Source organism: Gymnodinialimonas sp. JB5-7 (genome assembly GCF_055693405.1).
In genome coordinates, this window is sequence record NZ_JBVFUX010000012.1 from 601,247 (window position 1) to 623,461 (window position 22,215).

Below are 22,215 nucleotides of genomic sequence, written 5' to 3' on the forward strand. Positions count from 1 at the left end.
GCCTTGAGGATCGTCTTAGGGCGGCACTTCGGGCAGACGATGTGCTTTGTCAGTTGGGGAGTCTCGCTTCGGGATTGTTCTGGGGGCCATGCCAGCCGCGCGGCTCGGCATTCGCGATACAATCGCGGCACGGCTGTCAGATGTCGCCAAAGATCCATTGCCACTTCACGGCGCAACAGTTCGCTTAACGGTCACTATCGGACATGCATCTTTGCGCCGCCGCGCAAACGATGTCGCCACCGCGACATTCAAAGCCGCCGAAGCCGCCCTTTCAGCGGCCAAGCTGCACGGCCCTGGCAGTATCCTCGCCTATGCCAACGGAATGGGCCGCGCCAAGGCGGCGGAATCTGACCTTGCCGGTGAAGTTGAAGACGCCATCCATTCCGGCGCAATTGATGTGTGGTTCCAGCCGCAAATCTGCGCACAAACCGGTGCTGTAACAGGGGTTGAAACTCTGGCACGTTGGCAGCATCCGCAACATGGTTTGCTAGGACCGGCTGAGATCATGCCTGCGCTGCGATCCGCCGGGCATATGCGATTACTTGGCCAAACCTTGACGCATCGCGCGCTGAAAGTGCTGGCCGAACTTGATGCTGCCCAGGCCCATGTGCCCACTATCTCGATCAATGTCTCCAGCGACGAACTTCAGGATCCGGACCTTCCCGACAGTTTCGCATTCGAACTTGAACGCTATGGTTTGAATGCAGACAGACTGGCCCTCGAGATTTCGCCTGACATAGCCGCTCAAGAACCGAGTGACGCGGTTGTGGCGAACCTGATCGCCCTGAAAGAAAACGGACATACGCTTGACCTCGAAGCAGTAGGAACCGGGGCGATCCCCTTGGCCGCGCTGCAAAGATTCTCCGTTGATCGCGTCAAGATCGACCGTTCCTTGGTGGTTGGAAGTGAGGCAGACCCGGACAAAGATCGCATGTTGCGCGCGATCGTGTCCCTGGCCGACGCGATGGAGATTCAGACAGTCGCCACCGGCGTCGAGACCTCGCACGAGGTTGACTTTTTGGCGCAGATTGGGTGCCATCATCTTCAGGGCTTCGGCATTGCACGCCCGATGAAACCGGATCAGATCCATGCCTGGCTCACTTCGCGCAGCCAAGCTGGCAGGACCATCGCACTGGAACAGCGCCGCGCGGGGTGATCCCCGTTGCGCAACTGCAATCATTACATGCTCGCTCAATCAACGTGAAACGACACCTCCCGCGCCGATTTCGCCCCTTGACCTTCACGCGCCCCTTCTGTTGAACCGCTGGGAATTGGCCAATCCCCCTTGGATTGGTCCAAATGCCTTTTATCTAAGGGCAAACGCGCGGAGAGGTATCGCCGAAATGGACGATCAGAACAGAAACCTGATCCTTGCCACAGGGCTCAGCTTTGTCGTCATTCTTGTTTGGTTTCTCCTGTTCCCGCCACCAGAGCCGGTGGAAGACCCCAATGCCCTGCCACCCGCGGCAGAAACCGGCGTCGATCCCGTCACCGGTGAAACAGGCATCGCGCTCACCCCACCCGTAGAAGACGCGGGCACAACGGTCGCCGCAGGCGATGAAGGCACGCCGGTCGAAGTGGCGCTTGCCGAAGCCGCCCGGATCCCGATTGAGACCCCATCCGTCGAAGGCTCGATCTCTTTGCTCGGCGGTCGGATCGATGATCTTTCGCTGCGCAACTACTTTACCGAAGTCGACGGCGACGAAATCGTCCGCCTCCTTGCCCCAGTTGGCAGCGACGATCCTTACTACGCACTCTACGGCTGGCGCCCCTCCTCGGGCATGACCTACGATGATGTGCCCACCTCAAATACGCCTTGGGAGCTTGAAAGCGGTGAAACGCTCACCCCCGACAGCCCCGTAACGCTCAGCTGGGACAATGGCAGCGGTTTGGTCTTCCGTCGCACTATCGAAATCGACGAAAACTACATGTTCCAGGTCACCCAGTCGGTCGAAAACACGACCGAGGTTGAGGTCGCTCTGGCACCCTACGGCATCGTGGCGCGCCATGGCCTGCCCTCGGACTTGCAGAATTTCTTCATCCTGCACGAAGGCGTCGTGCGCAAAGTCGACGGCACGCTGGACGAAATCAGCTACGATGATCTGCCCGACCTCGATGTGATTGACCGCGAAGGTGCCCCGGCAGAGCTTGTCGATGTCGAAGCCAATGGCTGGATCGGATTCACAGACAAGTACTGGATGACGACGCTGATCCCCGAAGATGGTCAGCCGTTCACAACCGTCATCAAATACGTCCCCTCCGCAGACATCTACCAGACCGAAGCGCGCCTCCCGTTCATGGCCATCGCGCCAGGTGAGACCGCAGAAGTGACCACTCAGCTCTTCGCAGGCGCAAAAGAGGCTGAGGTCATCCGCGACTATGAAAATGCGGAGCCGGGCATGATCGCCTCGCTCTTCGGGGCCGAACAGGACCCCGACCGACCCGAGGTTGCCCGCTTCATCGACTCGATCGACTGGGGCTGGTTCTACTTCCTGACCAAGCCGATCTTCTGGCTGCTGCACTGGCTGAATGGCTGGATCGGCAATATGGGTATCTCAATCATTGCCCTGACCTTCATCATCAAGGCCATCCTCTTCCCACTCGCCTACCGCTCCTACGTGTCGATGGCGAAGATGAAAGAGCTTCAGCCCGAGATGGAGAAGCTCAAGGAAAGCGCCGGTGACGACCGTGAGAAGCTTCAGAAGGGTATGATGGAGCTTTACCGCAAGAACAAGGTGAACCCGGCGGGTGGCTGTCTGCCGATCCTGTTGCAGATCCCCATCTTCTTCTCGCTCTACAAGGTGATCTTCGTCACGCTGGAACTGCGCCACGCGCCGTTCTTCGGCTGGCTCAACGACCTCAGCGCACCCGACAGCTCTTCGATCATCAACTTGTTCGGCCTTCTGCCAAATGCGGCACCTGAGCCAGAAAGCATCATGGCGCTGATCTTCATCGGCATCCTTCCGATCCTCCTTGGCATCACCATGTGGCTCCAGCAAAAGCTGAACCCGGCGCCGACGGATCCGACACAGGCGATGATCTTCGCATGGCTGCCATGGGTCTTCATGTTCATGCTCGGCAGCTTCGCATCGGGCCTCCTGGTTTATTGGATCGCGAACAACACGCTGACGTTCAGCCAACAATATCTGATCATGCGCAGCCAGGGGTACAAACCCGACGTCTTTGGCAATATCCGCAGAAGCTTCGCGAAAAAGCCGAAAGACGGGGCATGACCTGGACGCTCGACCAGATCTGGCGCTACCCGATCAAAGGGATTGGCACGGAGCTGCTGGATCAGGTCGCGCTGTCCGAGGGCCTGCCCCTGCCGCTCGACCGGGCTTGGGCCGTTCTCGAAGACGGCGGCGACGCGTCCGACGGCTGGCGGTCGTGCCGCAACTTCCTGCGCGGGGCAAAGGGACCGTCGCTGATGGCGGTCATGGCGCGCACGGACGGCGGCCTTGTGCATCTGTCCCATCCCGAGCGGCCCGATATCGCTATTGACCCGGCGCAGGATCAGGCTGCCCTGTTCGACTGGCTGCAGCCAATCTACCCGGCTGAACGCAAGGCCCCCGCAGCACTTGTCCAATCCCCGCCTGAGGGGATGAGCGATGCGCCCTTCGCCTCGATCTCAATCCTGAACCCGTCCTCCCTCCGCGCGCTCGGCCAGAAAATTGGCCAAACGCTCGATGTTCGCCGCTTCCGCGGCAACCTCATCGTCGACGGCCTCGCCGCGTGGGAGGAATTCGACCTCGTGGGCAAGACCCTGGCCATCGGCGACGCACGCCTCGAAGTCGTGGAACGCATCACCCGCTGCCGGGCGACCGAGGCGAACCCAGAGACCGGCAAACGCGACGCCAACACGCTGCGCGCCTTGGACGACGGTTGGGGCCATCAGGATTTCGGCATCTACGCCATGGTTCGAACCGGCGGCCCCATCGCCAAAGGCGACACGGTTAGCCTCACATGAACACCCTGCCCTTCCCACTTGCCGACGCCCCAGACGATGCAACGGCCGAACGCGGCCGCAAGCTATTCGCGGCAGGCGCGGATTTCCTCAAAGGCGTCGTCGCGATGGACGGCCTGCCCCCCGCCGACCGTACCGAAGTTTGCTTCGCAGGTCGCTCCAACGTGGGCAAATCCACCCTCATCAACGCGCTCACAAACCGCAAAGGCCTCGCCCGCGCCTCAAACACACCCGGCCGCACGCAGGAAATCAACTACTTCACGCTCACCGACAGCCATTACCTCGTGGACCTGCCCGGCTACGGCTATGCCGAGGCCCCCTACCTGTCGTCACGCAGTGGCAGGCGCTCCTCAAGGCCTACCTCCAGGGCCGCGCCACGCTGCGCCGGGCATTTGTCCTGATCGACGCGCGCCACGGCGCAAAGCCCGTCGATGATGAGATCATGACGCTCCTCGACGTCGCCGCCGTCCCTTTTCAGGCCGTGCTGACCAAGGCAGACAAGATAAAAGGCAAAGACCGTGAGACCTCGCTGAAACGCACGCGAGAGGCGCTTGCCAAACACCCCGCCGCCTTCCCCGAGATGATCCTGACCAGCTCGGAAAAGGGCGATGGCATTGCCACTCTGCGCGCCACCATCGCGACCCTTTAACCCCGATTAAGGTTAACGCGCGCTGCGCCTTTTCATCTTGCCCTAAAACTCCGGGGGTTTGGGGGCTGGCCCCCAAGACCTCTCCATCCTACCCTCCCGACACTTCAGCACGATTCCGGCGCCAGCCCATGAGAAAACAGATGACCCGCGACTACCTTGCAACCGCCCGCACGCTCAGCGAGGCGCTGCCCTACCTGCAACGGTTCAACGACGCCATTATTGTGGTCAAATTCGGCGGCAACGCGATGGGCGACGACGATGAGATGGCCAGCTTCGCGCGCGATATTGTCCTGCTGCGTCAGGTCGGCGTGAACCCGGTGGTTGTCCACGGTGGCGGCCCCATGATCAACGACATGCTTGCCAAACTGGGCATTGAAAGCACCTTTAAGGATGGCAAACGCGTGACCGACGCCGCCACGGTTGAGGTGGTCGAAATGGTGCTGTCAGGCCGTGTGAACAAGCGCATCGTACAGGCGATCAATGCAGAAGGCGGCAAGGCCGTAGGGCTTTCGGGAAAAGACGCCAACCTCATCACCTGCGACCCCGCCAATCCCGATCTGGGCTTCGTGGGTGAGCCGGCGCATGTAGACCCTGCCGTCCTCAACAACCTGTTCGAAGACGATATGATCCCTGTCATCGCCCCCTCGGCATGGGCCGCGCTGGCGAGACCTTCAACATAAACGGTGACACCGCCGCCGGTGCCATTGCGGCAGCCCTGCAAGCCGACCGCCTTTTGCTGTTGACCAACGTGGCGGGCGTCAAGAATGCCGACGGGGATGTTGTCACCGAACTCAGCGCGGCGGACGTCGATGCCATGACCACGGACGGCACCATCGCTGGTGGCATGATCCCAAAGACCGAAACGGCGCTCAAGGCCGTCCGCGCCGGAGTTCGCGCCTGCACCATTGTCGATGGTCGTGTCCCAAACGCTGTGCTGCTGGAGCTGTTTACAGAACACGGCGCCGGCTCAATGATCAGGGCGTGACGCACATGGATTACGAGACGATCGCAACCGCTGCCGCCGCCCACCACCTGACCATCGTGGGCGCCTTCCACCCGGGGCCCGATGACAACGCGCCAGATGGCGCTGGCACGCTCGTGCTCCTCGCCCCAATGGAGCCCGGCTTCTGGGCCTGGTTCCAGACACAACCCGAGGCGCAAGATGGCCAGCCCGATATGATGGATCGCTGGTCGCAGCGCGTCATTGACGCGATCGCCGACGAAGTCGATGCGGCCTCCCTCTTTCCCTTCGGTGGCCCGCCTTGGCATCCGTTTATTTCCTGGGCCACGAAATCCGGCTCGATCCATTCAAGCCCGGTCTCGCTGCTCGTCCACAATGATCAGGGCCTGATGATCTCCTTCCGCGGCGCGCTCGCCTTGCGAGAGAAGATCGAACTGACACCACCGCGTCTCACGCCGTGCTTGCTCTGCGCCGCCCCGTGTGAAACCGCTTGCCCCGTCGACGCGCTCAGCGAAGACGGCTACAACACCGCCGCCTGCCACGCTTTTCTCGATACGCCCGAAGGTGTTGATTGTATGGAAAACGGCTGCAAGGCTCGCCGCGCCTGCCCGGTCAGCCAGGACTATCCCCGCGACCCGGCACAATCGGCCTATCACATGCGGCATTTCCACCGATGACCCGCACGCTGATCCTCATCCGCCACTGCAAGTCCGATTGGACGGCCAATCAGGAGGATCACGCCCGCCCTCTGAACCCGCGCGGCAAGCGTGCGGCGCCCCGCCTTGGCGCCTTTCTGTCGGCCGAGGGGCTGGCCCCGGACATGGTGCTTTGCTCTGACGCAATGCGTACACGCGAAACCTGGGCCGGGATCGCCTCGCAATTGCCCGGCGCCCCTGCTCCGACGCTCAGCCGCGATCTCTACCTCGCGGACCCGCCTGCAATCCTCAGCGCAATCCGGGCCGAAACTGGCAACACAATCGCCGTGATCGGCCACAACCCCGGCATTGGTGAATTGGCCTGGGCCCTGGCGGAAAGCCCTCCGGGTGACGAGCGTTTCGGCATGTATCCAACCGGCGCAACAACTGTGTTCCGCATCGGGACATCGTGGTCAGACCTTGCCTCCGGCGACGTCATCCACTTCACCACCCCAAGGGATCTCCCTGATCCGGCGTGATCGCGCCCATCTTTGTTCCATGAAAATGCAAAAAGATAACGCCCGCCCCTCTTTGAAGGGACGGGCGCAATTGACGTGCAAATCGAACGCGTTCAGTGACCCAGGATCTGGCTCAGGAACAATTGCGTGCGCTCAGACTGCGGGTTCGTGAAGAACTCTTCCGGCTCGTTCTGTTCCACGATCTGACCAGCATCCATGAAGATCACGCGGTTGGCGACCTGACGGGCAAAACCCATCTCGTGGGTCACGCACAGCATGGTCATGCCTTCCTCGGCCAGCTGGATCATGGTGTCGAGCACTTCCTTGATCATCTCCGGGTCAAGGGCCGAAGTTGGCTCGTCAAACAGCATGATGCGCGGACGCATGCACAGCGAACGGGCAATGGCCACACGCTGCTGCTGACCGCCCGAAAGCTGGCCGGGGTACTTGTCGGCCTGTTCCGGGATCTTCACTTTCTCAAGGAAATACATCGCCGTCTCTTCGGCTTCCTTCTTGGGCGTTTTGCGGACCCAGATCGGTGCCAGCGTGCAGTTCTCCAGGATCGTCAGATGCGGGAATAGGTTGAAGTGCTGGAAGCACATGCCAACCTCGGACCGGATCTTGTCGATGTTTTTGAGGTCGTTGGACAGCAGCGTGCCGTCCACTGTGATCCTGCCCTGCTGATGCTCCTCCAGCGCATTGATGCACCGGATAAGCGTCGACTTGCCCGATCCGGACGGCCCGCAAATCACGATCCGCTCGCCCCGCTGCACGGTCAGGTTGATGTCGCGCAGAACGTGGAACGTCCCGTACCACTTGTTCATCCCCGTGATTTCAATGGCCACCTCGTCGGAGACCTTCATTTGCGAGCGGTCGATTTCGCGCTCTTCTGCCATGTTTGTATCAGCCATGGATCAGGCCTCCTTTAACGGTGATCGGTGCGCAGTTTGCGCTCGAGATATTGCGAATACCGGGACATGCCGTAGCAACAGATGAAGAAGCACAGCCCGATGAAGATGAAGAGTTCCCAGTAGATCCCGTTCCAGTCGGTCGTCGCCCGGATCAGGTTCGAGAAACCGATTGGATCGCTGAGGCCCACAAAGACCACCAGAACGGTGTCCTTGAAGAGGCCGATGAACGACGAAACAATACCAGGGATCGAGATTTTCAATGCCTGCGGCAGGATGATCAGCTGCATGGACTGCCAGTAATTCAGACCAAGGCTGTCAGCCCCCTCATACTGACCCCGCGGCAAGGCGGCCAAGCCACCCCGGATCACCTCGGCGATATAGGCCGAGGAGAACAGCGTCACCATGATGATCACGCGCAGCATCAGGTCAAAGTTCGTGCCCGGCGGCAGGAAGTAATTCAGTAGCAGGGATGCCGTGAACAGCCACACAATCAGCGGCACGCCCCGGATCACCTCAATGAAGATCACCGAGAACTTGTTGATGATGAACAGATCCGACTGCCGCCCGAGGGCCAGAACAATCCCCAACGGCATGGACAGGATGATCCCCGAGGCGCCGATCACGAAGGCCAGAAGGAAGCCCCCAAAATCGTCGGAAGGTACGGCCTCGATCCCAATCGGGATCGCGCCGGACAAAGCGCCAGCAATAGGACCCGCGATGAACAGCCAGTAGAGGATCGGGATTAGGATCGCGGCAATCGTTGCGCTCAACGCGCCAATGGCAGGCGCCCCGAACTTGAAGATCGCCCAACCGATCACAAAGCCCACGGCAATCATCAGCGGCCCCCAGATGGTGCCCCCCACAAAAGCCAGGCGCAGATGAAGGGCGCAGCCGCCGTCAGGATGAACATCTTGCGCGGCACCGTGTCGAACAGCACCGGCGCAAGGGCCGCAAGGAACAAGGCCAGCGCAAGGATCGGCCGCCAGTACAGGTCGGACGGGTAGAACCCGAAGGTCAGCTGGTGCCAACGGTCGCCCAACACGGCCCAACAAGCCACCCCGTGGCCATGCTCACTCGAGCCGCCCCGCGCATCCCGGATTTCGCGACACTCGCTCAGCGAGTCCGCATCCCAGATGCCGTTGACCATCCATGGAAGGATGCCTTGCAAGACATAGTAGATAACGATGATCGACAGCACCGTCAGGATCGCATTCAGCGGTGAAGAAAACAGGTTCTCCCGCATCCACTTGACCGGCCCAGCCGCGGTGATCGGCGGCGCCTGTTCCGGCAACATCTCTGTGCGGACATAGGCGGTTTCAGCATGAATCTCGCTCATATCAACGCTCCTGCAACTTGACGGAATTGTTGTAGATGTTCATCGCGCCAGAAATGATCAGTGACGTGATCAAGTAGAACAGGCCCAACAAAAGCATCCCCTCCAATTCCCGACCGGTCTGGTTGATCGTGATCCCCCCAAGGGTGGACCGCACATCCATGTACCCCACGGCAATCGCCAGAGAGGAGTTCTTGGTCAGGTTCAGAAATTGCGAAATCAGCGGCGGAATGATCACCCGCAGCGCTTGCGGCAGGATCACAAGGTTCATTGTCCAGCTTGGACGCATACCCAGTGCGAAGGCCGCCTCGGTCTGGCCCTTGCTGACCGCCATGATACCGGCTCGCACGATCTCGGCGATGAAGGCTCCGGTATAAAGCGACAGGGCGAACCACAGCGCGATCAGGGAGTTCCGAAGGTGAATGCCGTCAGCGAAGTTGAAGCCGCGCAGTTCGGGATATTCCAGCGTCGCACCCAATGCGACCAACACGATTAAGGCGGGTACAACCACGGCCCCCAATCGCATCCAGAACGTGCCCGGCGGGCGAACGCCTGTCTTTTCCTGAATGGCGGTCGCACGGCGTCCGATAAAGCCGGATGCCAGGAAGCCTGCAATGATCACAGCAAGCAGCAAGATGATGTCGCCTGCGCTTTGCGATGCAATCACCGCGCCGGTATCTGCATCAACCTCGTTACCACCAAGCGAGCGATTGAAAACAAGGTTGGGAATATAGATGCCGCGGTTCGTGATGGCGACGCTGTCGCCAAGGATCATCGACGCTTCAGCATCCTCGCCGCGGAAATCGCGCGGCTGCGGTGTGCCTTCCGTCATGACCGCAAAGATCACAAGGATCCAAAGCAGCAGCGGAATGTTGCGGAAGCCTTCGACGTAGACCGACATCAGGCGTGACACGATCCAGTTCTTCGACAGGCGCAGAACACCAGCGAACACACCCAGCACAGTGGCCGTGATACAGCCTAGAACAGCCACCAAAAGGGTGTTCAGGATGCCGACAATGGCGGCTCGACCGTGGGTCGAGTCATTCGAATACTCAACAAGGCGCTGGTTGATGTCGTACCCGGCGCGATTGCCGAGGAAACCGAAGTCGAAGTCTTTGCCCAGTGCTTGAAGGTTGGTGACGACGTTGTTCGCCAGCCAGACTAGACCAAGCATGATCAGGACAAATGCAACCACCTGGATCGTCATCGATCTGTAGCGCGTGTCGTAGATAAGCTGGCTTAGCCGGAACCCCTCCACCGGTGGGTCGGTCATCGTTGCCATCTCTGTGGCCCCCTGTCGTTGGTTTCGTTGTTGCGGTACGGGCCGTCTTTTGCGGTCCCTTGCATCACTGCAACTTACGTTTGTCTGTATATGAGAAGGGCGCGAACTTTACGCTCGCGCCCTCTCGTTTTTTGGTCTTACCGGAAGGGCGGGCTGTAGAGCAGGCCGCCATCGGTCCACTGAGCGTTCAGGCCGCGGGCCAGACCGATCGGGGTGGATTCGCCGATATTGCCTTCGAACAGCTCACCGTAGTTGCCGACAGCTGCGATAGCGTTTGCAGCCCAATCCGCTTCGAGGCCGAGCATTGCGCCCAGTTCACCCTCGGTGCCGAGCAGGCGGCGGATTTCCGGGTTCTCGGTGGTGCCACCGATTTCGCCAACGTTGGCCGAGGTCACGCCGAGCTCTTCAGCAGTGATCAGAGCGTTCAGCGTCCAGCGAACGATGTCGCCCCACTCGTGGTCGCCGTGGCGAACCAGCGGGCCGAGCGGCTCTTTCGAGACGATCTCGGGCAGAACGACGTGCGCCGACGGATCTTCGAACGTGGCGCGCGTTGCGGCCAGGCCCGAGGCATCCGTGGTGTAAACGTCGCAAGCACCGGCCAGGTACTGCTGCTGTGCTTCTGCGTTGGTCTCGATCGGCACGGGCTCGTAGCTCATGTTGTTCGAGGAGAAGAAGTCAGCAAGGTTCAGTTCGGTCGTGGTACCGGTCTGGATGCAGACGGTTGCGCCGTCCAGTTCCAGGGCCGACGAAACGCCGAGTTCACGGGGGACCATGAAGCCCTGACCATCGTAATAGTTAACACCGGTGAATTCGAACGCGAGGTCGACATCGCGCGAGAACGTCCAGGTGGTGTTACGAGCCAGCATGTCGACTTCGCCCGAAGCCAGCGCAGTAAAGCGGGTCTGGCCAGTGGTCGGAACGAATTCAACGGCGGTCGGATCGCCAAGAACAGCTGCAGCAACCGCGCGGCATACGCCGACGTCGAAGCCTTCCCACTCGCCTTCGGCGTTGGGGGCTGCGAAGCCGGTCAGACCGGTGGTCACGCCGCAGTTCAGCGAGCCGCGCTCTTGGATCTGGCCCAGCGTGGTGTCGCCGTGGCCGTCAGCAAACGCTGCGCCCGATGCAACACCGGCTACGGCGAGCGTGCCGAGAAGTACGGATTTTTTCATTGTTAACCTCTTCCTGTGGGATCGCCCTAAGGGATCATATTATTTGCCCTTCGGGCTTTGGCATATGCCGGGAGGGGCTTTTCGCCCCCGCCGCTGCCAAAATGGGCAAATCCTGTGCACAAGGTCAAGGGCATCGGACGCTCAAAACACACTGGAAACACTTCGTTTGCAGGCCGCTCGGCGTACGCTGCCTGCATTTTATGCAACAGGCACTGGCCCATGCCCGAAGAAACGTCAGTTCTCAGAGCATAGCGACAAGAACCGCTCGGCATGAAGCAATTGGCTGCGCTTTGCCGCTGCCATCTGCGTGGCCTCGTCATCTTCGCCCCATTGGGAGATTTGCCAATCCTCATCGATTCGGCTCAAAAGCCATGCTTCGTTGGCCGAAATGTGGCCATCTGCGATCGCCAAACCGAGCACCAAAGACCCGGTCAAGGTGATCAGGTCATGCAGAGCCGTCAGCGGAAACGCCTCGGTGCGCAACACCCGATTGGACAATGCGCGCAGGGCGTCGGGATCCTGCTCAACCGGCAAGACGCCCGCCACTGGCACCAAGCGGGCGCCATAGCGATCCGCGGCCCAATCCAGCATCGGATCCCAAGCGCCTTTCTGACGTTGCGTCAACTCAAGCGGCCCCTCCGCCCGATAGCACAGCAGATCGGTTTCGCCGTAGGCTGACAGCATCGCACAGACCTCGGCATGCTGCGGCGCGACTCGCTCAATCGCCGAATTTGCAGAGCGCGTGTTGGGCATGGTCAGCGGTTGGATATGCCCCTCCTGCGCCCTCCATTCTTCGGCCACTGCGTCGGCCAACGTGCGCGTGGGCATGATCAGCGGCAGCTTGCCCGGTGTGTTGAGGGCACGCGCGTCCAGCAAAACCCGAAACCCGTCGCCTTCCGCGTGCACCGTCACCTCGGTCCAGAACCGCTTTGCTTTCCATTCCGTCATGCGAAGGCCCAGCATTCTTCTAACGCGGCGGGTATATCCACGAACCGCTCCACCACGCGCACAGCCCCGGCCTGCACCAGCGCATCTTCGGGGTGATATCCCCAGCCAACCGCCAGCGCTGTCACCGACCCCGCGCGCGCCATCTCCATATCGAAACTTGTATCGCCCACCATCACGGCCCTCTCCGCCTCAACCCCCGTCTCGGCCAAGCACGCCTCCACCATCGACGGATGCGGTTTGGACGGATGGAAATCAGCGACCTGCACCGTCTGAAACACCCGCGCCCAGCCGTGCAGCTCGATCAGATGGTCGAGCCCTCGCTTGCTCTTGCCCGTTGCCACCCCCAACAGCACGTCGTCCCGTGCCGCCAATCCGGCCAACACCTCCGCCGCACCGGGATAGAGTGGTGAAGCACCCTCACCCGACATCCGCAGCCCCGCGAACGTGTCCTTGTAAGCCTCGGTCAACAGACCCGCCAATTCTGCCCGCTCCGGCACCAGCCGTGCAAAAGCCTCCGGCAGCGACAAGCCCACGATCCCCAGCACTGCCTCACGTGGCGGCACCGCCATACCATGCGCCTCGAACGCGCCTTTCATCGACGCCAAGATATGCGCCTGGCTGTCGACCAGCGTGCCGTCCACATCGAAGATGACCAGCTTCAGGTCCATTCATCCTCCGCAAACGGATCCGCCGGCACGTCCGAGGCCTGCCACCCCAACGTCTCCCACGTCTTCGCCATATGCTCAGACAGTGGTGCAATCAGGTTCACTTGAGCCCCGCCAAACGGATGCTGAAACGACAGGCTCCGCGCATGCAGATGCAGCTTGCGGCTGATCTCACCGCCCAACTGAGCGCCCCAGCCATCGCCTAGGTTTTCCTGGCCCGAGCCGCCGTATTTCCCATCGCCGATGATCGGATGCCCGATCTCGGCCATGTGCGCGCGCAGCTGATGCGTCCGCCCCGTAATCGGCACCAAAGCACACCACGACACGCGCCCGCCAAGGTTCGACAACACCGCGTAATCCGTCTCCGCCCGCTTTGCGCCTTCAACGCTGCGCACTTCATCGGGCATCACCGCACGCATCTTCTCGTTCTCGCCGCCCTTGCCATGGCCCGGCGCCTTCACCAGCCCGTACTTGATCGTGCCCATCTTGGGCAGCGGCGTACCGGCGACGGCAGCCCAATAGATCTTGCGCGTTTCCCGCGCGCGGAACGCATCGGTCAGCGCCTTTGCACTGGCCCGCGTCCGCGCCATCAGCAAAACGCCCGATGTGTCCTTGTCGAGCCGATGCACCAACCTCGGCTTTTCCTCAAACCCGAACCGCAGCGCCTCCGCCAAGCCATCCACATGGCGGCTTTGGCCTGAACCCCTTGCGACGGCAAGCCAGCTGGCTTGTTCAGCGCAATGATATGATCATCCCGGTAGATCACAGCTTTCCGCATCATCTCCGCATCCGCATCGCTGATCTTGGGCTGCTTGTGCACCACCGGCGCGGCCGTATCAGGCAGCGGCGGCACGCGCACGCTCTGCCCCACCTCCACACGGGTCGAACTCTTCACCCGTCCCCCATCAACGCGGATCTCGCCCTTCCGGCACATCTTCTCGATCCGGCCCTGCGAGACCTGCGGGAACCGCTTGCGAAACCAGCGGTCCAACCGCTGATCGCCCTCATCCGGGCCAACCTCAACCGTTTGGACACCACTCATGCGAACATCCCTCGCGCGACCCAGAGGCCTAACATCAGCCCACCAATCGATAGAACCACCGAGGCCCCAACATACAGTGCCGCCTGCCCCACATCGCCGCGCTCATACAGCGTCACAGCCTCCAGCGAAAAGGCGGAGAAGGTCGTGAACCCGCCCAACAGGCCCGTCATCACCAAGGGAGACAAATGCGTGAGCCCGCGCTGCGCCGCGACCACCACAAAGACCCCCATCAGGAACGAGCCTACGATATTCACCGTGAGGATCGGCAAGGGGAACGCGCCATGCCCGAACAGCCGGACCATGCCGATACCCGTCAGGTATCGGAGCACGGCACCAACGGCGCCGCCAAAGGCCACTTGCAGGATCGCTGTCATAGGGGCGGGATGCGCCGGGCGGGTTGGGATGTCAACGTATCGCCTGTCACTTGCCGCGCTTCTTCCTCAACCCGTCGAACCATTCCACGCGCTTCTTCAGATCGCGTTCGAACCCGCGTTCCTTCGGTTCATAGAACCGCGCCCGCGACATCGTATCGGGGAAGTAGTTCGCCCCCGAAAACCCGTCCTCATGATCGTGGTCATAAGCATAGCCCTCGCCGTAGCCCTGATCTTTCATCATGGACGTCGGCGCATTCAGGATATGCTTTGGCGGCATCGCCGATCCAGTCGACTTCGCCGAAGCGCGCGCCGCCTTATAAGCCACGTAGTTCGCGTTCGATTTCGGGGCGAGCGCCAGGTAGATGATCGCCTGAGACAACGCAAGCTCGCCCTCGGGCGACCCCAACCGCTCATACGTCTCCCACGCATCCAGACAGACGCGCTGCGCCTGCGGATCGGCCAGCCCGACGTCTTCCACCGCCATCCGCACCATGCGCCGCGCGAGATAGCGTGGGTCCTCGCCCCCTCCAGCATCCGTGCGAACCAATAAAGGCAGGCATCCGGGTCGCTGCCGCGCATCGACTTGTGCAGGGCCGAGATCAGGTTGTAATGCGCGTCGCCCGACTTGTCGTATTGCGCGGCGCGCCGCTGCAAACGCGCACCCAACGCCTTGGTATCGAGCGGCTCAACATTCCAGGCCGCGACCTGTTCCACCAGATTAAGCAACGCGCGCCCATCCCCATCGGCCATCTCGCGCAAGCTGACCCGCGCATCGGGCAGCAGGGGCAGCTTGCGGTCCAGCTCCGCTTCGGCCCGCTGCAGCAGAGCCTCGAGATCGTCGTCGCTCAAGCGCTCAAGAACCATGACCTGAGACCGCGACATGACAGCAGCATTCAACTCGAACGAGGGGTTCTCTGTGGTCGCCCCCACCAGAAGGATCGTGCCGTCCTCCATATGCGGCAGGAAGCTGTCCTGCTGCGCCTTGTTGAAACGGTGGATTTCGTCGACGAACAGAAGTGTGCCCTTGCCGTTCTGGCGGCGCAGTTTCGCGCCCTCGAACACTTTGCGCAGGTCCGGCACGCCGGTGAAAATCGCGCTGATCTGGACGAAATGCAGGTCGGTCTCATCCGCCAAAAGCCGCGCGATGGTCGTCTTGCCCACACCCGGCGGCCCCCAGAAGATCAGGCTCGACAGCGACCCGGAGTCCAGCATCACCCGCAGGCTGCCGTCCGGCCCCAAAATGTGCTGCTGACCGATGACCTCCGACAATGCGGCGGGCCGCAACCGATCCGCCAGCGGTCGCGGTCCTGTGGAGGCGTCCTGCGCCGCCGCAGATGTGTCGAAGAGATCAGCCATAATGGGCAAAGCTACGCCCGCGCCACAGTGGCGGCAAGGGTAAAGAAAAGGTTAAAGAAATCTCTTTTGTTATTATTTATCATAGGTTTAAGTGGTTTGTGCAAGCTTGCACAAACCACTTGAATCCTCCGTTTCAGTGCATTTTCGAGGCCATCGAGACAAAGTAGCACCGATGCGCCACGCCGCCGATCTTCATGATCGGCCCTCCGGCCTCCATATCAATGCCAAGGCGGCGGCCGAGCCGCGGGATGCCAATGGGCAGAAGGCCCAAAAGCGTCGTCGCCCCCAACTCCCGCGCCGAGCGCACCATGTGCCCCATCAGCGACATCTGAACCTCCCGCCGGATCTCTGTCTCCACCCCTTCGGCGACAAACAGGCGGTTGGCGTCCCAGATATGCTCCGCAATCGGCGCTGGATCATCCAGCAAATTGGCAGGGATCGAGTCCAGCAACCCCCGCTGCGCGTCCCGCACCATATAGCTGTAGATCCCGCAAGACGCCGTCGTCGGCGTCAACCGCACCCCTGCCAGCACGCGAAGGCCATCATGGACGCAAACCCACCGGCTCTGCGCCGTGTCGTACTGGTCAAACTCCATCCCGCCTTCCGAGGGGATCTCCCAGCCCATTTCTTCAATGAATGTCCGGTGTCGTGCTTTCAGCATGTTCGTGAACAACGGCCCATGCCGGTGGAAGTTCTCGAACGAGAGTGTCGTCATTTGCATATGAGTCTCCAATGAGGTGAATCGCGTATTTCGAAACACCACGCAGTTGGCTCTCATGCGGGGCTGCGACCCCTGACGCTCAGATCAACCCGTACTCCTTGGCCCTTTGAACGGCTTCTGCCGTCGTTCGGGCCATCAGCTTCTGACGCGCAGACGTCAGTCGCGCCTTGAAGGCGCTTTCGGATATGCCGAGCTTTGCGGCAGCAGCTGCATGGCGGTCCCCCTCCGCGATGCATTTCAGTGCGTCGGCCTGCGCCTTGGACAGGCGGGCCGGCGGTTCGGACAGATCGTGCATGCGGTGCACGATCCGGTAGACAAGCTCCATTTCGTCTTCGGTGAACTCACGGTCTTCCCGGCTTGCACCCGCGATGGTGCGCGACGACATCGGCCCGATGGATGCGATCATCCCGTATCTCAGGCCGTATTCCGCAGATTCCTTCAGGATCCCGAACGGGTCAGGAAGGCCAATCTGGCTCCAACGACGTGTCCCCGTATGGCTTAGCCCCCAAGCCAAGGTGGGGTCGCGCAGACCGTAGAGCTTTGACGTGTAAACCTCCTGCCAGGAGTCGGGATATGTGTTCACCATGATCAGCGGAGAGACGTAGCGAATATGCAGACCCACGGCGAAACCGGCAGGGGCCGCCAACGAAAGCTCGTGCAGCAATAGGTCTAGAACCGGCGCTTTTGTCATCTAACCCACCAAATGGACATGTCCATTTAGATAGGTTGCCCGAAACGGGGTCAAGCCGGATGATCAATTGCTAACGCAAGGTGAGACGAATGACCAAAAGGATCGAACCCGATCTTTTCGCGCGTCTCATGAAGTTGTCTTCTGAAACGCGCCGTGACCTACTCGAATTCCTTGGGCAATCGCCTTTGGATGCAGATTTTGTCGTGGCCGACATCCACTTGCCGACACCTTCAACGCACACGGGCAAACTACGCTAGAGCCCCCAAAAAAGCCTCCTGCCAAAGAGAAAACCCTCCGACACGGCCGGAGGGTTCAATCAAGTAGCCGCTGCAAAGGGATCAGCCTTCGACGGCGTCCTCTTCTTCAACGCGCGCACGGTCTACGGCGCCTTTGGCGTCAACATCGCGGTCAACGAATTCGATGATCGCCATCGGCGCCATGTCGCCATAGCGGAAGCCCGCCTTCATGATGCGAATGTAACCGCCCTGGCGTTCCGCATAGCGGGGGCCAAGCACGTCAAACAGCTTGGCGACAAACTGGTCCTGCTTCAGCTGCGATGCGGCCTGACGGCGCGCGTGCAGGTCGCCGCGCTTGGCAAGCGTGATCAGCTTTTCCACGATCGGACGCAGTTCCTTTGCCTTGGGCAAAGTCGTCTTGATCTGTTCATGTTCAATCAGCGAGCCGGCCATGTTCGAGAACATCGCCTTGCGGTGCTCGTGGGTCCGGTTCAGGCGGCGGTATCCGCGGGCGTGACGCATGTGTCTTCTCCAATTCAGGTGCCCTCTACGGGCGATTTTGCTTTGTCTGGGGCCCCATGCGTGCGGGGCCCTCTCCTTGGGGCGTTCAAACCCGAATATTCCCCGGCGCGACCGGGCATTCATTCAGCAGCTTAGAAGTTGTCTTCGTACTTCTTCGCCAGCTCTTCGATGTTGTCGGGCGGCCAGTCCACGATATCCATACCGAGGTGCAGGCCCATGCCGGACAGCACTTCCTTGATCTCGTTGAGCGACTTGCGGCCAAAGTTCGGCGTGCGCAGCATCTCTGCCTCGGTCTTCTGGATCAGATCACCGATGTAGACGATGTTGTCGTTCTTAAGGCAGTTCGCAGACCGCACCGAAAGCTCCAGCTCATCAACCTTCTTCAGGAGAAGCGGGTTGAATTCCAGATCGTCTTCGTCGTCCTGACGGGTGGCCGACTCCGGCTCGTCGAAGTTCACGAAGATCGACAGCTGGTCCTGGATGATACGCGCGGCATAGGCCACGGCATCGTCCGGCGTTACAGAGCCGTCAGTTTCCAGCTTCAGCGTCAGCTTGTCATAGTCGAGCACTTGACCCTCGCGGGTCGGCTGCACATCATAGGACACCTTCTTAACCGGCGAATAAATCGCATCGATCGGCATCAGGCCGATGGGTGCATCTTCCGGGCGATTCTTGTCAGCGGCGACATAGCCCTTGCCGGTATTAACCGTCAGCTCGATGTACAGATCGGCACCATCGTCGAGGTGGCAGATCACGTGATCCTTGTTCAGGATCTCGATGCCTGCCGACTCCGAAATATCGCCAGCCGTCACAACGCGCGGGCCTTTGGCGGAGATCGAAACGCGCTTGGGCCCTTCGGCTTCCATGCGGATCGCGACGCCCTTCAGGTTCAACACGATATCGGTCACGTCTTCCCGCACGCCAGCCACGCTGGAGAATTCGTGCAGAACGCCGTCGATTTGGACGGAGGTGATGGCCGCGCCTTGCAGCGAGGACATCAGAACGCGGCGCAGCGCGTTCCCAAGCGTCAGGCCGAAGCCCCGCTCAAGCGGTTCAGCAACGACAGTTGCCTTCCGCGCCGGGTCGGTCCCAGGCTGGACTACCAGCTGGGTGGGCTTGATCAGCTCTTGCCAATTTTTGTGGATCATGCGTCGCCTCCATGCTCGTGTCGGGGGGATCCATCCCGGACACACTCGAGGTAAAAATGACGAATCCGGGCCACGGAAAACCGCAGCCCGGCAGGAATTCTTCTGACCTTAGACGCGACGGCGCTTTGGTGGGCGGCAGCCGTTATGGGCCATCGGGGTCACGTCGCGGATCGACGTGATCTGGAAGCCAAGAGCCGCCAGGGCGCGCAGCGCGCTTTCACGGCCCGAACCGGGGCCCTGAACTTCGACCTCAAGCGTTTTCACGCCGTGGTCCTGCGCCTTCTTGCCCGCATCTTCCGCAGCCATCTGGGCGGCGAACGGTGTGGACTTGCGGCTGCCCTTGAAGCCCATCGTGCCAGCAGACGACCACGAAATGGCGTTGCCCTGCACGTCAGAGATCAGGATCTTGGTGTTGTTGAACGAAGAGTTCACATGCGCAACGCCAGTGGCGATGTTCTTGGAAACCTTCTTCTTCGCGGGACGACGATCACGTGCCATGTGTCCAGCCCTCCCTTATTTCTTCTTACCGGCAATGGCCTTTGCGGGGCCTTTGCGGGTACGAGCGTTGGTGTGCGTGCGCTGACCGCGGACGGGCAGGTTACGACGATGGCGCAGACCGCGGTAGCAGCCCAGGTCCATGAGACGCTTGATGTTCATCTGCGTCTCGCGGCGCAGGTCACCTTCGACGTTGTAGTTGGCGTCGATGTGCTCGCGGATTTGCAGAACCTCTGCATCCGACAGCTCATTCACGCGGCGCGTGGCGTCGATGCCAACGGCTTCGCAGATGGCTGCGGCGGAGGTGTGACCAATTCCGGTGATGTAGGTCAGCGCGATCGGAACGCGCTTTGCGGTGGGGATGTTGACCCCTGCAATACGTGCCATGTGTGGCTCTTTCCTTCGGTTGCGAGCCCGTAACCCCAGGCCCTTTTTCACAACGTAAGCCCGGGCGGTTTTTCCCGGGCTTGCAATGCATCCTGGCAGGGTGATTCCTGCGGAGATGGCGGTAACTATGACTTGATGACCAAAAGGTCAATAGGCCCGGATCAGGCGTCCATGATGCCCGCAATCTCGGCCGCAACTTCGTCCATCGTGCCGAGGCCTTCAACACCCCGAAGCATCCCTTTGGCATAGTAATAACCAAGCAGAGGCGAGGTCTGTTTGTAATAGACGAACAGGCGTTCCTGCATCGCTTCTGCTGTATCGTCCGCGCGCGGTTCCTTGCCTGCGGCGACAGCTTCGGCGGCACGGTTCACTACACGCTCGACCAGGACTTCATCCTTGTCGACACGCATCTCGATCACCGCATCAAGACTTTGGCCCATATCGGCGAGCAACTGCTCCAGCGCATCAGCCTGAGGAAGCGTCCGGGGAAGCCGTCAAAGATGAAGCCATTGCCACCGGTTTCCAACTTTTCGCGGATTAGGCCGATGACGATCTCATCCGTCACCAGATGGCCCTTGGCCATAACCTCGGCCACCTTCTGGCCCATCTCGGTGCCGCTTGTCTTGGCTTCCCGCAGCATGTCCCCCGTGGACAACTGCGTCATGCCGCGTGCTTCGACAAGGCGCGAGGCCTGCGTTCCCTTTCCCGCACCCGGCGGGCCCAAAAGAATGATGTTCATCGACGCGCCGGTCCCTTCCGCGGTTTCTTGGCGCCACTCTTGCGCCCGCGGAGCTGGGACTTTTCGAGCAGGCCTTCGTATTGGTGGGCCAACAGATGTGATTGGATCTGCTGTACCGTATCCATCCCCACCGAAACGATGATGAGAATCGAAGTGCCGCCAAAGTAAGCAGTAATCGCCAGGTTTGTCCGCACAATTTCTGGCATGAGACAAACCAGCGCAAGATAGGCCGAGCCAAGCACCAGGATGCGGCGCACCACATATTCCAGATACTCCGCCGTCCGTGCGCCCGGGCGAATGCCAGGAATAAAGCCGTTCTGGTTCTTTAGATTGTCGGCCACATCCTCGGTCTTGAACGACACGTTCAGCGTATAGAAATATGTGAAGAAGATGATCATGGACGCGAAGAACAGCAGATACAGTGGCTGACCAGGCCCGAAGTTTGCAAGGATCCAGCCCATGACCGGGCCGTTGCCCTCAGCTCCGCCGAACGTGGTCAGCGTGGTGGGCAGCAGCAAGAGCGACGAGGCAAAGATCGCCGGGATCACACCCGCCGGGTTCACCTTGACGGGCAGGTGGCTGGAGCCACCGTCGTAGACCTTCATCCCGACCTGACGGCGCGGGTACTGAATGTGTATTTTCCTCAAGCTGCGCTCCATGAACACAACGAAGAAGAGCGTGCCAATCAGCATCACGATCACGCCCAAGATCGCAGGCGTCGAAAGCGCACCCTGACGGCCGGACTCGAAGAACTGCGCCAGAGCAGCGGGGATTTCCGCGATGATTCCGACGAAGATAATCAGCGAGATGCCATTGCCGATGCCACGCTGGGTGATCTGCTCACCCAACCACATCAGGAACATCGTACCACCGACAAGCGTGATCACGCAGGCCGCGCGGAAGAACCAGCCCGGATCGGTCACAAGTCCACCAGATTCCATCGAAACGGCAAGCCCGTAGGCCTGCGCGGTCGCCAAAACCACCGTGCCGTAGCGCGTCCATTGGTTCAGCTTCTTGCGGCCCTGCTCACCCTCCTTCTTCAGCTGCTCCATCGCCGGCACCATGGCCGACATAAGCTGCACGATGATCGAGGCCGAGATGTAGGGCATGATGCCAAGCGCAAAGACACCCATGCGCGACAGCGCGCCACCGGTGAACATGTTCAGAACGCCACCAAGACCAGCCGCCGCTTGATCGAAGAAGTTCTGCAACTCGATCGCGTCGATGCCAGGCACCGGAATATAGGTGCCGATCCGGTAGATGATCAGAAGGCCCAGGGTGAACCAGATCCGTTGGCGAAGCTCTGTCGCTTTGCCAAACGCGCTCCAGCTCATGTTGGAGGCCATTTGCTCCGCTGCTGATGCCATGCCGTCTCTCTTATGCGCTAAAGCCGCCGGGCCCTTTGCGGGGCCCCTGCGGCGCAGGAATTCCTTGGGGTAGGATGTAGGCGGAGAGCGCCCCGCCCACAA

General features: G+C 60.7%; 18 protein-coding genes and 6 pseudogenes. 7 read left to right on the plus strand and 17 right to left on the minus strand.

From position 1 onward, the window contains the following. Positions 1-46 precede the first annotated feature (46 nt). From ACZ1HK_RS10990 to ACZ1HK_RS11020, 7 genes and pseudogenes are all read left to right on the plus strand, one after another. On the plus strand, positions 47-1,156 hold the full coding sequence (locus ACZ1HK_RS10990; protein ID WP_472628751.1) for an EAL domain-containing protein: 1,110 nt from the start codon (positions 47-49) through the stop codon (positions 1,154-1,156). Positions 1,157-1,343: 187 nt separating this feature from the next. Then, positions 1,344-3,233, plus strand: a complete 1,890-nt coding sequence (gene yidC / locus ACZ1HK_RS10995) for a membrane protein insertase YidC (protein WP_472628752.1) — start codon at positions 1,344-1,346, stop codon at positions 3,231-3,233. Beyond that, complete coding sequence (locus ACZ1HK_RS11000) at positions 3,230-3,967, plus strand: MOSC domain-containing protein (RefSeq protein WP_472628753.1); 738 nt, start codon at positions 3,230-3,232, stop codon at positions 3,965-3,967. The genes yidC and ACZ1HK_RS11000 overlap by 4 nt, the downstream gene beginning before the upstream one ends. Continuing rightward, positions 3,964-4,613 (plus strand): annotated as a pseudogene (gene yihA, locus ACZ1HK_RS11005) (ribosome biogenesis GTP-binding protein YihA/YsxC). The gene ACZ1HK_RS11000 and the pseudogene yihA overlap by 4 nt, the downstream one beginning before the upstream one ends. Positions 4,614-4,741: 128 nt before the next feature. Continuing rightward, positions 4,742-5,598, plus strand: a pseudogene (gene argB, locus ACZ1HK_RS11010) (acetylglutamate kinase). Positions 5,599-5,603: 5 nt separating this feature from the next. Continuing rightward, positions 5,604-6,251, plus strand: a complete 648-nt coding sequence (locus ACZ1HK_RS11015) for a ferredoxin (RefSeq protein ID WP_472628754.1) — start codon at positions 5,604-5,606, stop codon at positions 6,249-6,251. Continuing rightward, positions 6,248-6,748: a SixA phosphatase family protein gene (locus ACZ1HK_RS11020; protein ID WP_472628755.1), complete on the plus strand. Its 501-nt coding sequence runs from the start codon at positions 6,248-6,250 to the stop codon at positions 6,746-6,748. Before ACZ1HK_RS11015 ends, ACZ1HK_RS11020 begins: the two co-directional genes overlap by 4 nt. A 92-nt stretch (positions 6,749-6,840) precedes the next feature. Here ACZ1HK_RS11020 and ACZ1HK_RS11025 read toward each other — a convergent pair whose 3' ends face one another. From ACZ1HK_RS11025 to secY, 17 genes and pseudogenes are all read right to left on the minus strand, one after another. After that, entirely contained in the window at positions 6,841-7,638 is a 798-nt protein-coding gene (locus tag ACZ1HK_RS11025) for an amino acid ABC transporter ATP-binding protein (protein ID WP_472628756.1), read from the minus strand. A gap of 14 nt (positions 7,639-7,652) precedes the next feature. Beyond that, positions 7,653-8,974 (minus strand): annotated as a pseudogene (locus ACZ1HK_RS11030) (amino acid ABC transporter permease). 1 nt (position 8,975) lies between these two features. Then, positions 8,976-10,253, minus strand: coding sequence for an amino acid ABC transporter permease (locus tag ACZ1HK_RS11035; protein WP_472628757.1), 1,278 nt, complete (start codon positions 10,251-10,253; stop codon positions 8,976-8,978). A gap of 137 nt (positions 10,254-10,390) precedes the next feature. Further along, positions 10,391-11,422: an amino acid ABC transporter substrate-binding protein gene (locus tag ACZ1HK_RS11040; protein ID WP_472628758.1), complete on the minus strand. Its 1,032-nt coding sequence runs from the start codon at positions 11,420-11,422 to the stop codon at positions 10,391-10,393. Between the two features lie 234 nt (positions 11,423-11,656). Next, positions 11,657-12,370: an ATP12 family chaperone protein gene (locus ACZ1HK_RS11045; protein WP_472628759.1), complete on the minus strand. Its 714-nt coding sequence runs from the start codon at positions 12,368-12,370 to the stop codon at positions 11,657-11,659. After that, entirely contained in the window at positions 12,367-13,038 is a 672-nt protein-coding gene (locus ACZ1HK_RS11050; protein WP_472628760.1) for an HAD-IA family hydrolase, read from the minus strand. Before ACZ1HK_RS11050 ends, ACZ1HK_RS11045 begins: the two co-directional genes overlap by 4 nt. Then, a pseudogene (locus ACZ1HK_RS11055) lies at positions 13,029-14,077 on the minus strand (RluA family pseudouridine synthase). Before ACZ1HK_RS11055 ends, ACZ1HK_RS11050 begins: the two are co-directional and overlap by 10 nt. Beyond that, complete coding sequence (gene crcB / locus ACZ1HK_RS11060) at positions 14,074-14,451, minus strand: fluoride efflux transporter CrcB (protein ID WP_472628761.1); 378 nt, start codon at positions 14,449-14,451, stop codon at positions 14,074-14,076. Before crcB ends, ACZ1HK_RS11055 begins: the two are co-directional and overlap by 4 nt. A gap of 46 nt (positions 14,452-14,497) precedes the next feature. Continuing rightward, positions 14,498-15,807 (minus strand): annotated as a pseudogene (locus ACZ1HK_RS11065) (replication-associated recombination protein A). Between the two features lie 133 nt (positions 15,808-15,940). Beyond that, the gene (locus ACZ1HK_RS11070) at positions 15,941-16,522 is read right to left on the minus strand and encodes an acyl-homoserine-lactone synthase (protein WP_472628762.1); all 582 of its coding nucleotides are present in this window, start codon (positions 16,520-16,522) and stop codon (positions 15,941-15,943) included. A gap of 85 nt (positions 16,523-16,607) precedes the next feature. Then, positions 16,608-17,219 (minus strand): helix-turn-helix transcriptional regulator, encoded by a 612-nt coding sequence (locus ACZ1HK_RS11075; RefSeq protein WP_472628763.1) that lies wholly within the window; start codon positions 17,217-17,219, stop codon positions 16,608-16,610. 338 nt (positions 17,220-17,557) lie between these two features. Next, positions 17,558-17,977 carry a 50S ribosomal protein L17 gene (rplQ, locus tag ACZ1HK_RS11080; RefSeq protein ID WP_472628764.1) on the minus strand — a complete coding sequence of 140 codons (420 nt, stop codon included), beginning with the start codon at positions 17,975-17,977 and terminating at the stop codon, positions 17,558-17,560. Between the two features lie 131 nt (positions 17,978-18,108). After that, positions 18,109-19,125, minus strand: coding sequence for a DNA-directed RNA polymerase subunit alpha (locus ACZ1HK_RS11085; RefSeq protein ID WP_472628765.1), 1,017 nt, complete (start codon positions 19,123-19,125; stop codon positions 18,109-18,111). Positions 19,126-19,233: 108 nt separating this feature from the next. Next, positions 19,234-19,623: a 30S ribosomal protein S11 gene (gene rpsK, locus ACZ1HK_RS11090; RefSeq protein ID WP_368476535.1), complete on the minus strand. Its 390-nt coding sequence runs from the start codon at positions 19,621-19,623 to the stop codon at positions 19,234-19,236. A 15-nt stretch (positions 19,624-19,638) separates the two neighbouring features. Next, positions 19,639-20,007, minus strand: coding sequence for a 30S ribosomal protein S13 (gene rpsM, locus ACZ1HK_RS11095; RefSeq protein WP_368476536.1), 369 nt, complete (start codon positions 20,005-20,007; stop codon positions 19,639-19,641). A 161-nt stretch (positions 20,008-20,168) separates the two neighbouring features. Further along, positions 20,169-20,746: pseudogene (locus ACZ1HK_RS11100) on the minus strand (adenylate kinase). Continuing rightward, positions 20,743-22,113, minus strand: a complete 1,371-nt coding sequence (gene secY / locus ACZ1HK_RS11105) for a preprotein translocase subunit SecY (RefSeq protein ID WP_368476538.1) — start codon at positions 22,111-22,113, stop codon at positions 20,743-20,745. Before secY ends, ACZ1HK_RS11100 begins: the two are co-directional and overlap by 4 nt. Positions 22,114-22,215: the final 102 nt, after the last annotated feature.

Excerpts from the sequence above, each read along its gene's own strand:
- rpsK (WP_368476535.1), bottom strand. The coding sequence starts at position 19,623 with ATGGCACGTGATCGTCGTCCCGCGAAGAAGAAGGTTTCCAAGAACATC.
- crcB (WP_472628761.1), bottom strand. The coding sequence starts at position 14,451 with ATGACAGCGATCCTGCAAGTGGCCTTTGGCGGCGCCGTTGGTGCCGTG.
- ACZ1HK_RS11020 (WP_472628755.1), top strand. The coding sequence starts at position 6,248 with ATGACCCGCACGCTGATCCTCATCCGCCACTGCAAGTCCGATTGGACG.
- ACZ1HK_RS11015 (WP_472628754.1), top strand. The coding sequence starts at position 5,604 with ATGGATTACGAGACGATCGCAACCGCTGCCGCCGCCCACCACCTGACC.
- ACZ1HK_RS11075 (WP_472628763.1), bottom strand. The coding sequence starts at position 17,219 with ATGACAAAAGCGCCGGTTCTAGACCTATTGCTGCACGAGCTTTCGTTG.
- ACZ1HK_RS11000 (WP_472628753.1), top strand. The coding sequence starts at position 3,230 with ATGACCTGGACGCTCGACCAGATCTGGCGCTACCCGATCAAAGGGATT.
- ACZ1HK_RS11025 (WP_472628756.1), bottom strand. The coding sequence starts at position 7,638 with ATGGCTGATACAAACATGGCAGAAGAGCGCGAAATCGACCGCTCGCAA.
- ACZ1HK_RS11035 (WP_472628757.1), bottom strand. The coding sequence starts at position 10,253 with ATGGCAACGATGACCGACCCACCGGTGGAGGGGTTCCGGCTAAGCCAG.
- yidC (WP_472628752.1), top strand. The coding sequence starts at position 1,344 with ATGGACGATCAGAACAGAAACCTGATCCTTGCCACAGGGCTCAGCTTT.
- ACZ1HK_RS11070 (WP_472628762.1), bottom strand. The coding sequence starts at position 16,522 with ATGACGACACTCTCGTTCGAGAACTTCCACCGGCATGGGCCGTTGTTC.
- ACZ1HK_RS11085 (WP_472628765.1), bottom strand. The coding sequence starts at position 19,125 with ATGATCCACAAAAATTGGCAAGAGCTGATCAAGCCCACCCAGCTGGTA.
- ACZ1HK_RS11050 (WP_472628760.1), bottom strand. The coding sequence starts at position 13,038 with ATGGACCTGAAGCTGGTCATCTTCGATGTGGACGGCACGCTGGTCGAC.
- rplQ (WP_472628764.1), bottom strand. The coding sequence starts at position 17,977 with ATGCGTCACGCCCGCGGATACCGCCGCCTGAACCGGACCCACGAGCAC.
- ACZ1HK_RS11040 (WP_472628758.1), bottom strand. The coding sequence starts at position 11,422 with ATGAAAAAATCCGTACTTCTCGGCACGCTCGCCGTAGCCGGTGTTGCA.
- secY (WP_368476538.1), bottom strand. The coding sequence starts at position 22,113 with ATGGCATCAGCAGCGGAGCAAATGGCCTCCAACATGAGCTGGAGCGCG.
- ACZ1HK_RS11045 (WP_472628759.1), bottom strand. The coding sequence starts at position 12,370 with ATGACGGAATGGAAAGCAAAGCGGTTCTGGACCGAGGTGACGGTGCAC.
- rpsM (WP_368476536.1), bottom strand. The coding sequence starts at position 20,007 with ATGGCACGTATTGCAGGGGTCAACATCCCCACCGCAAAGCGCGTTCCG.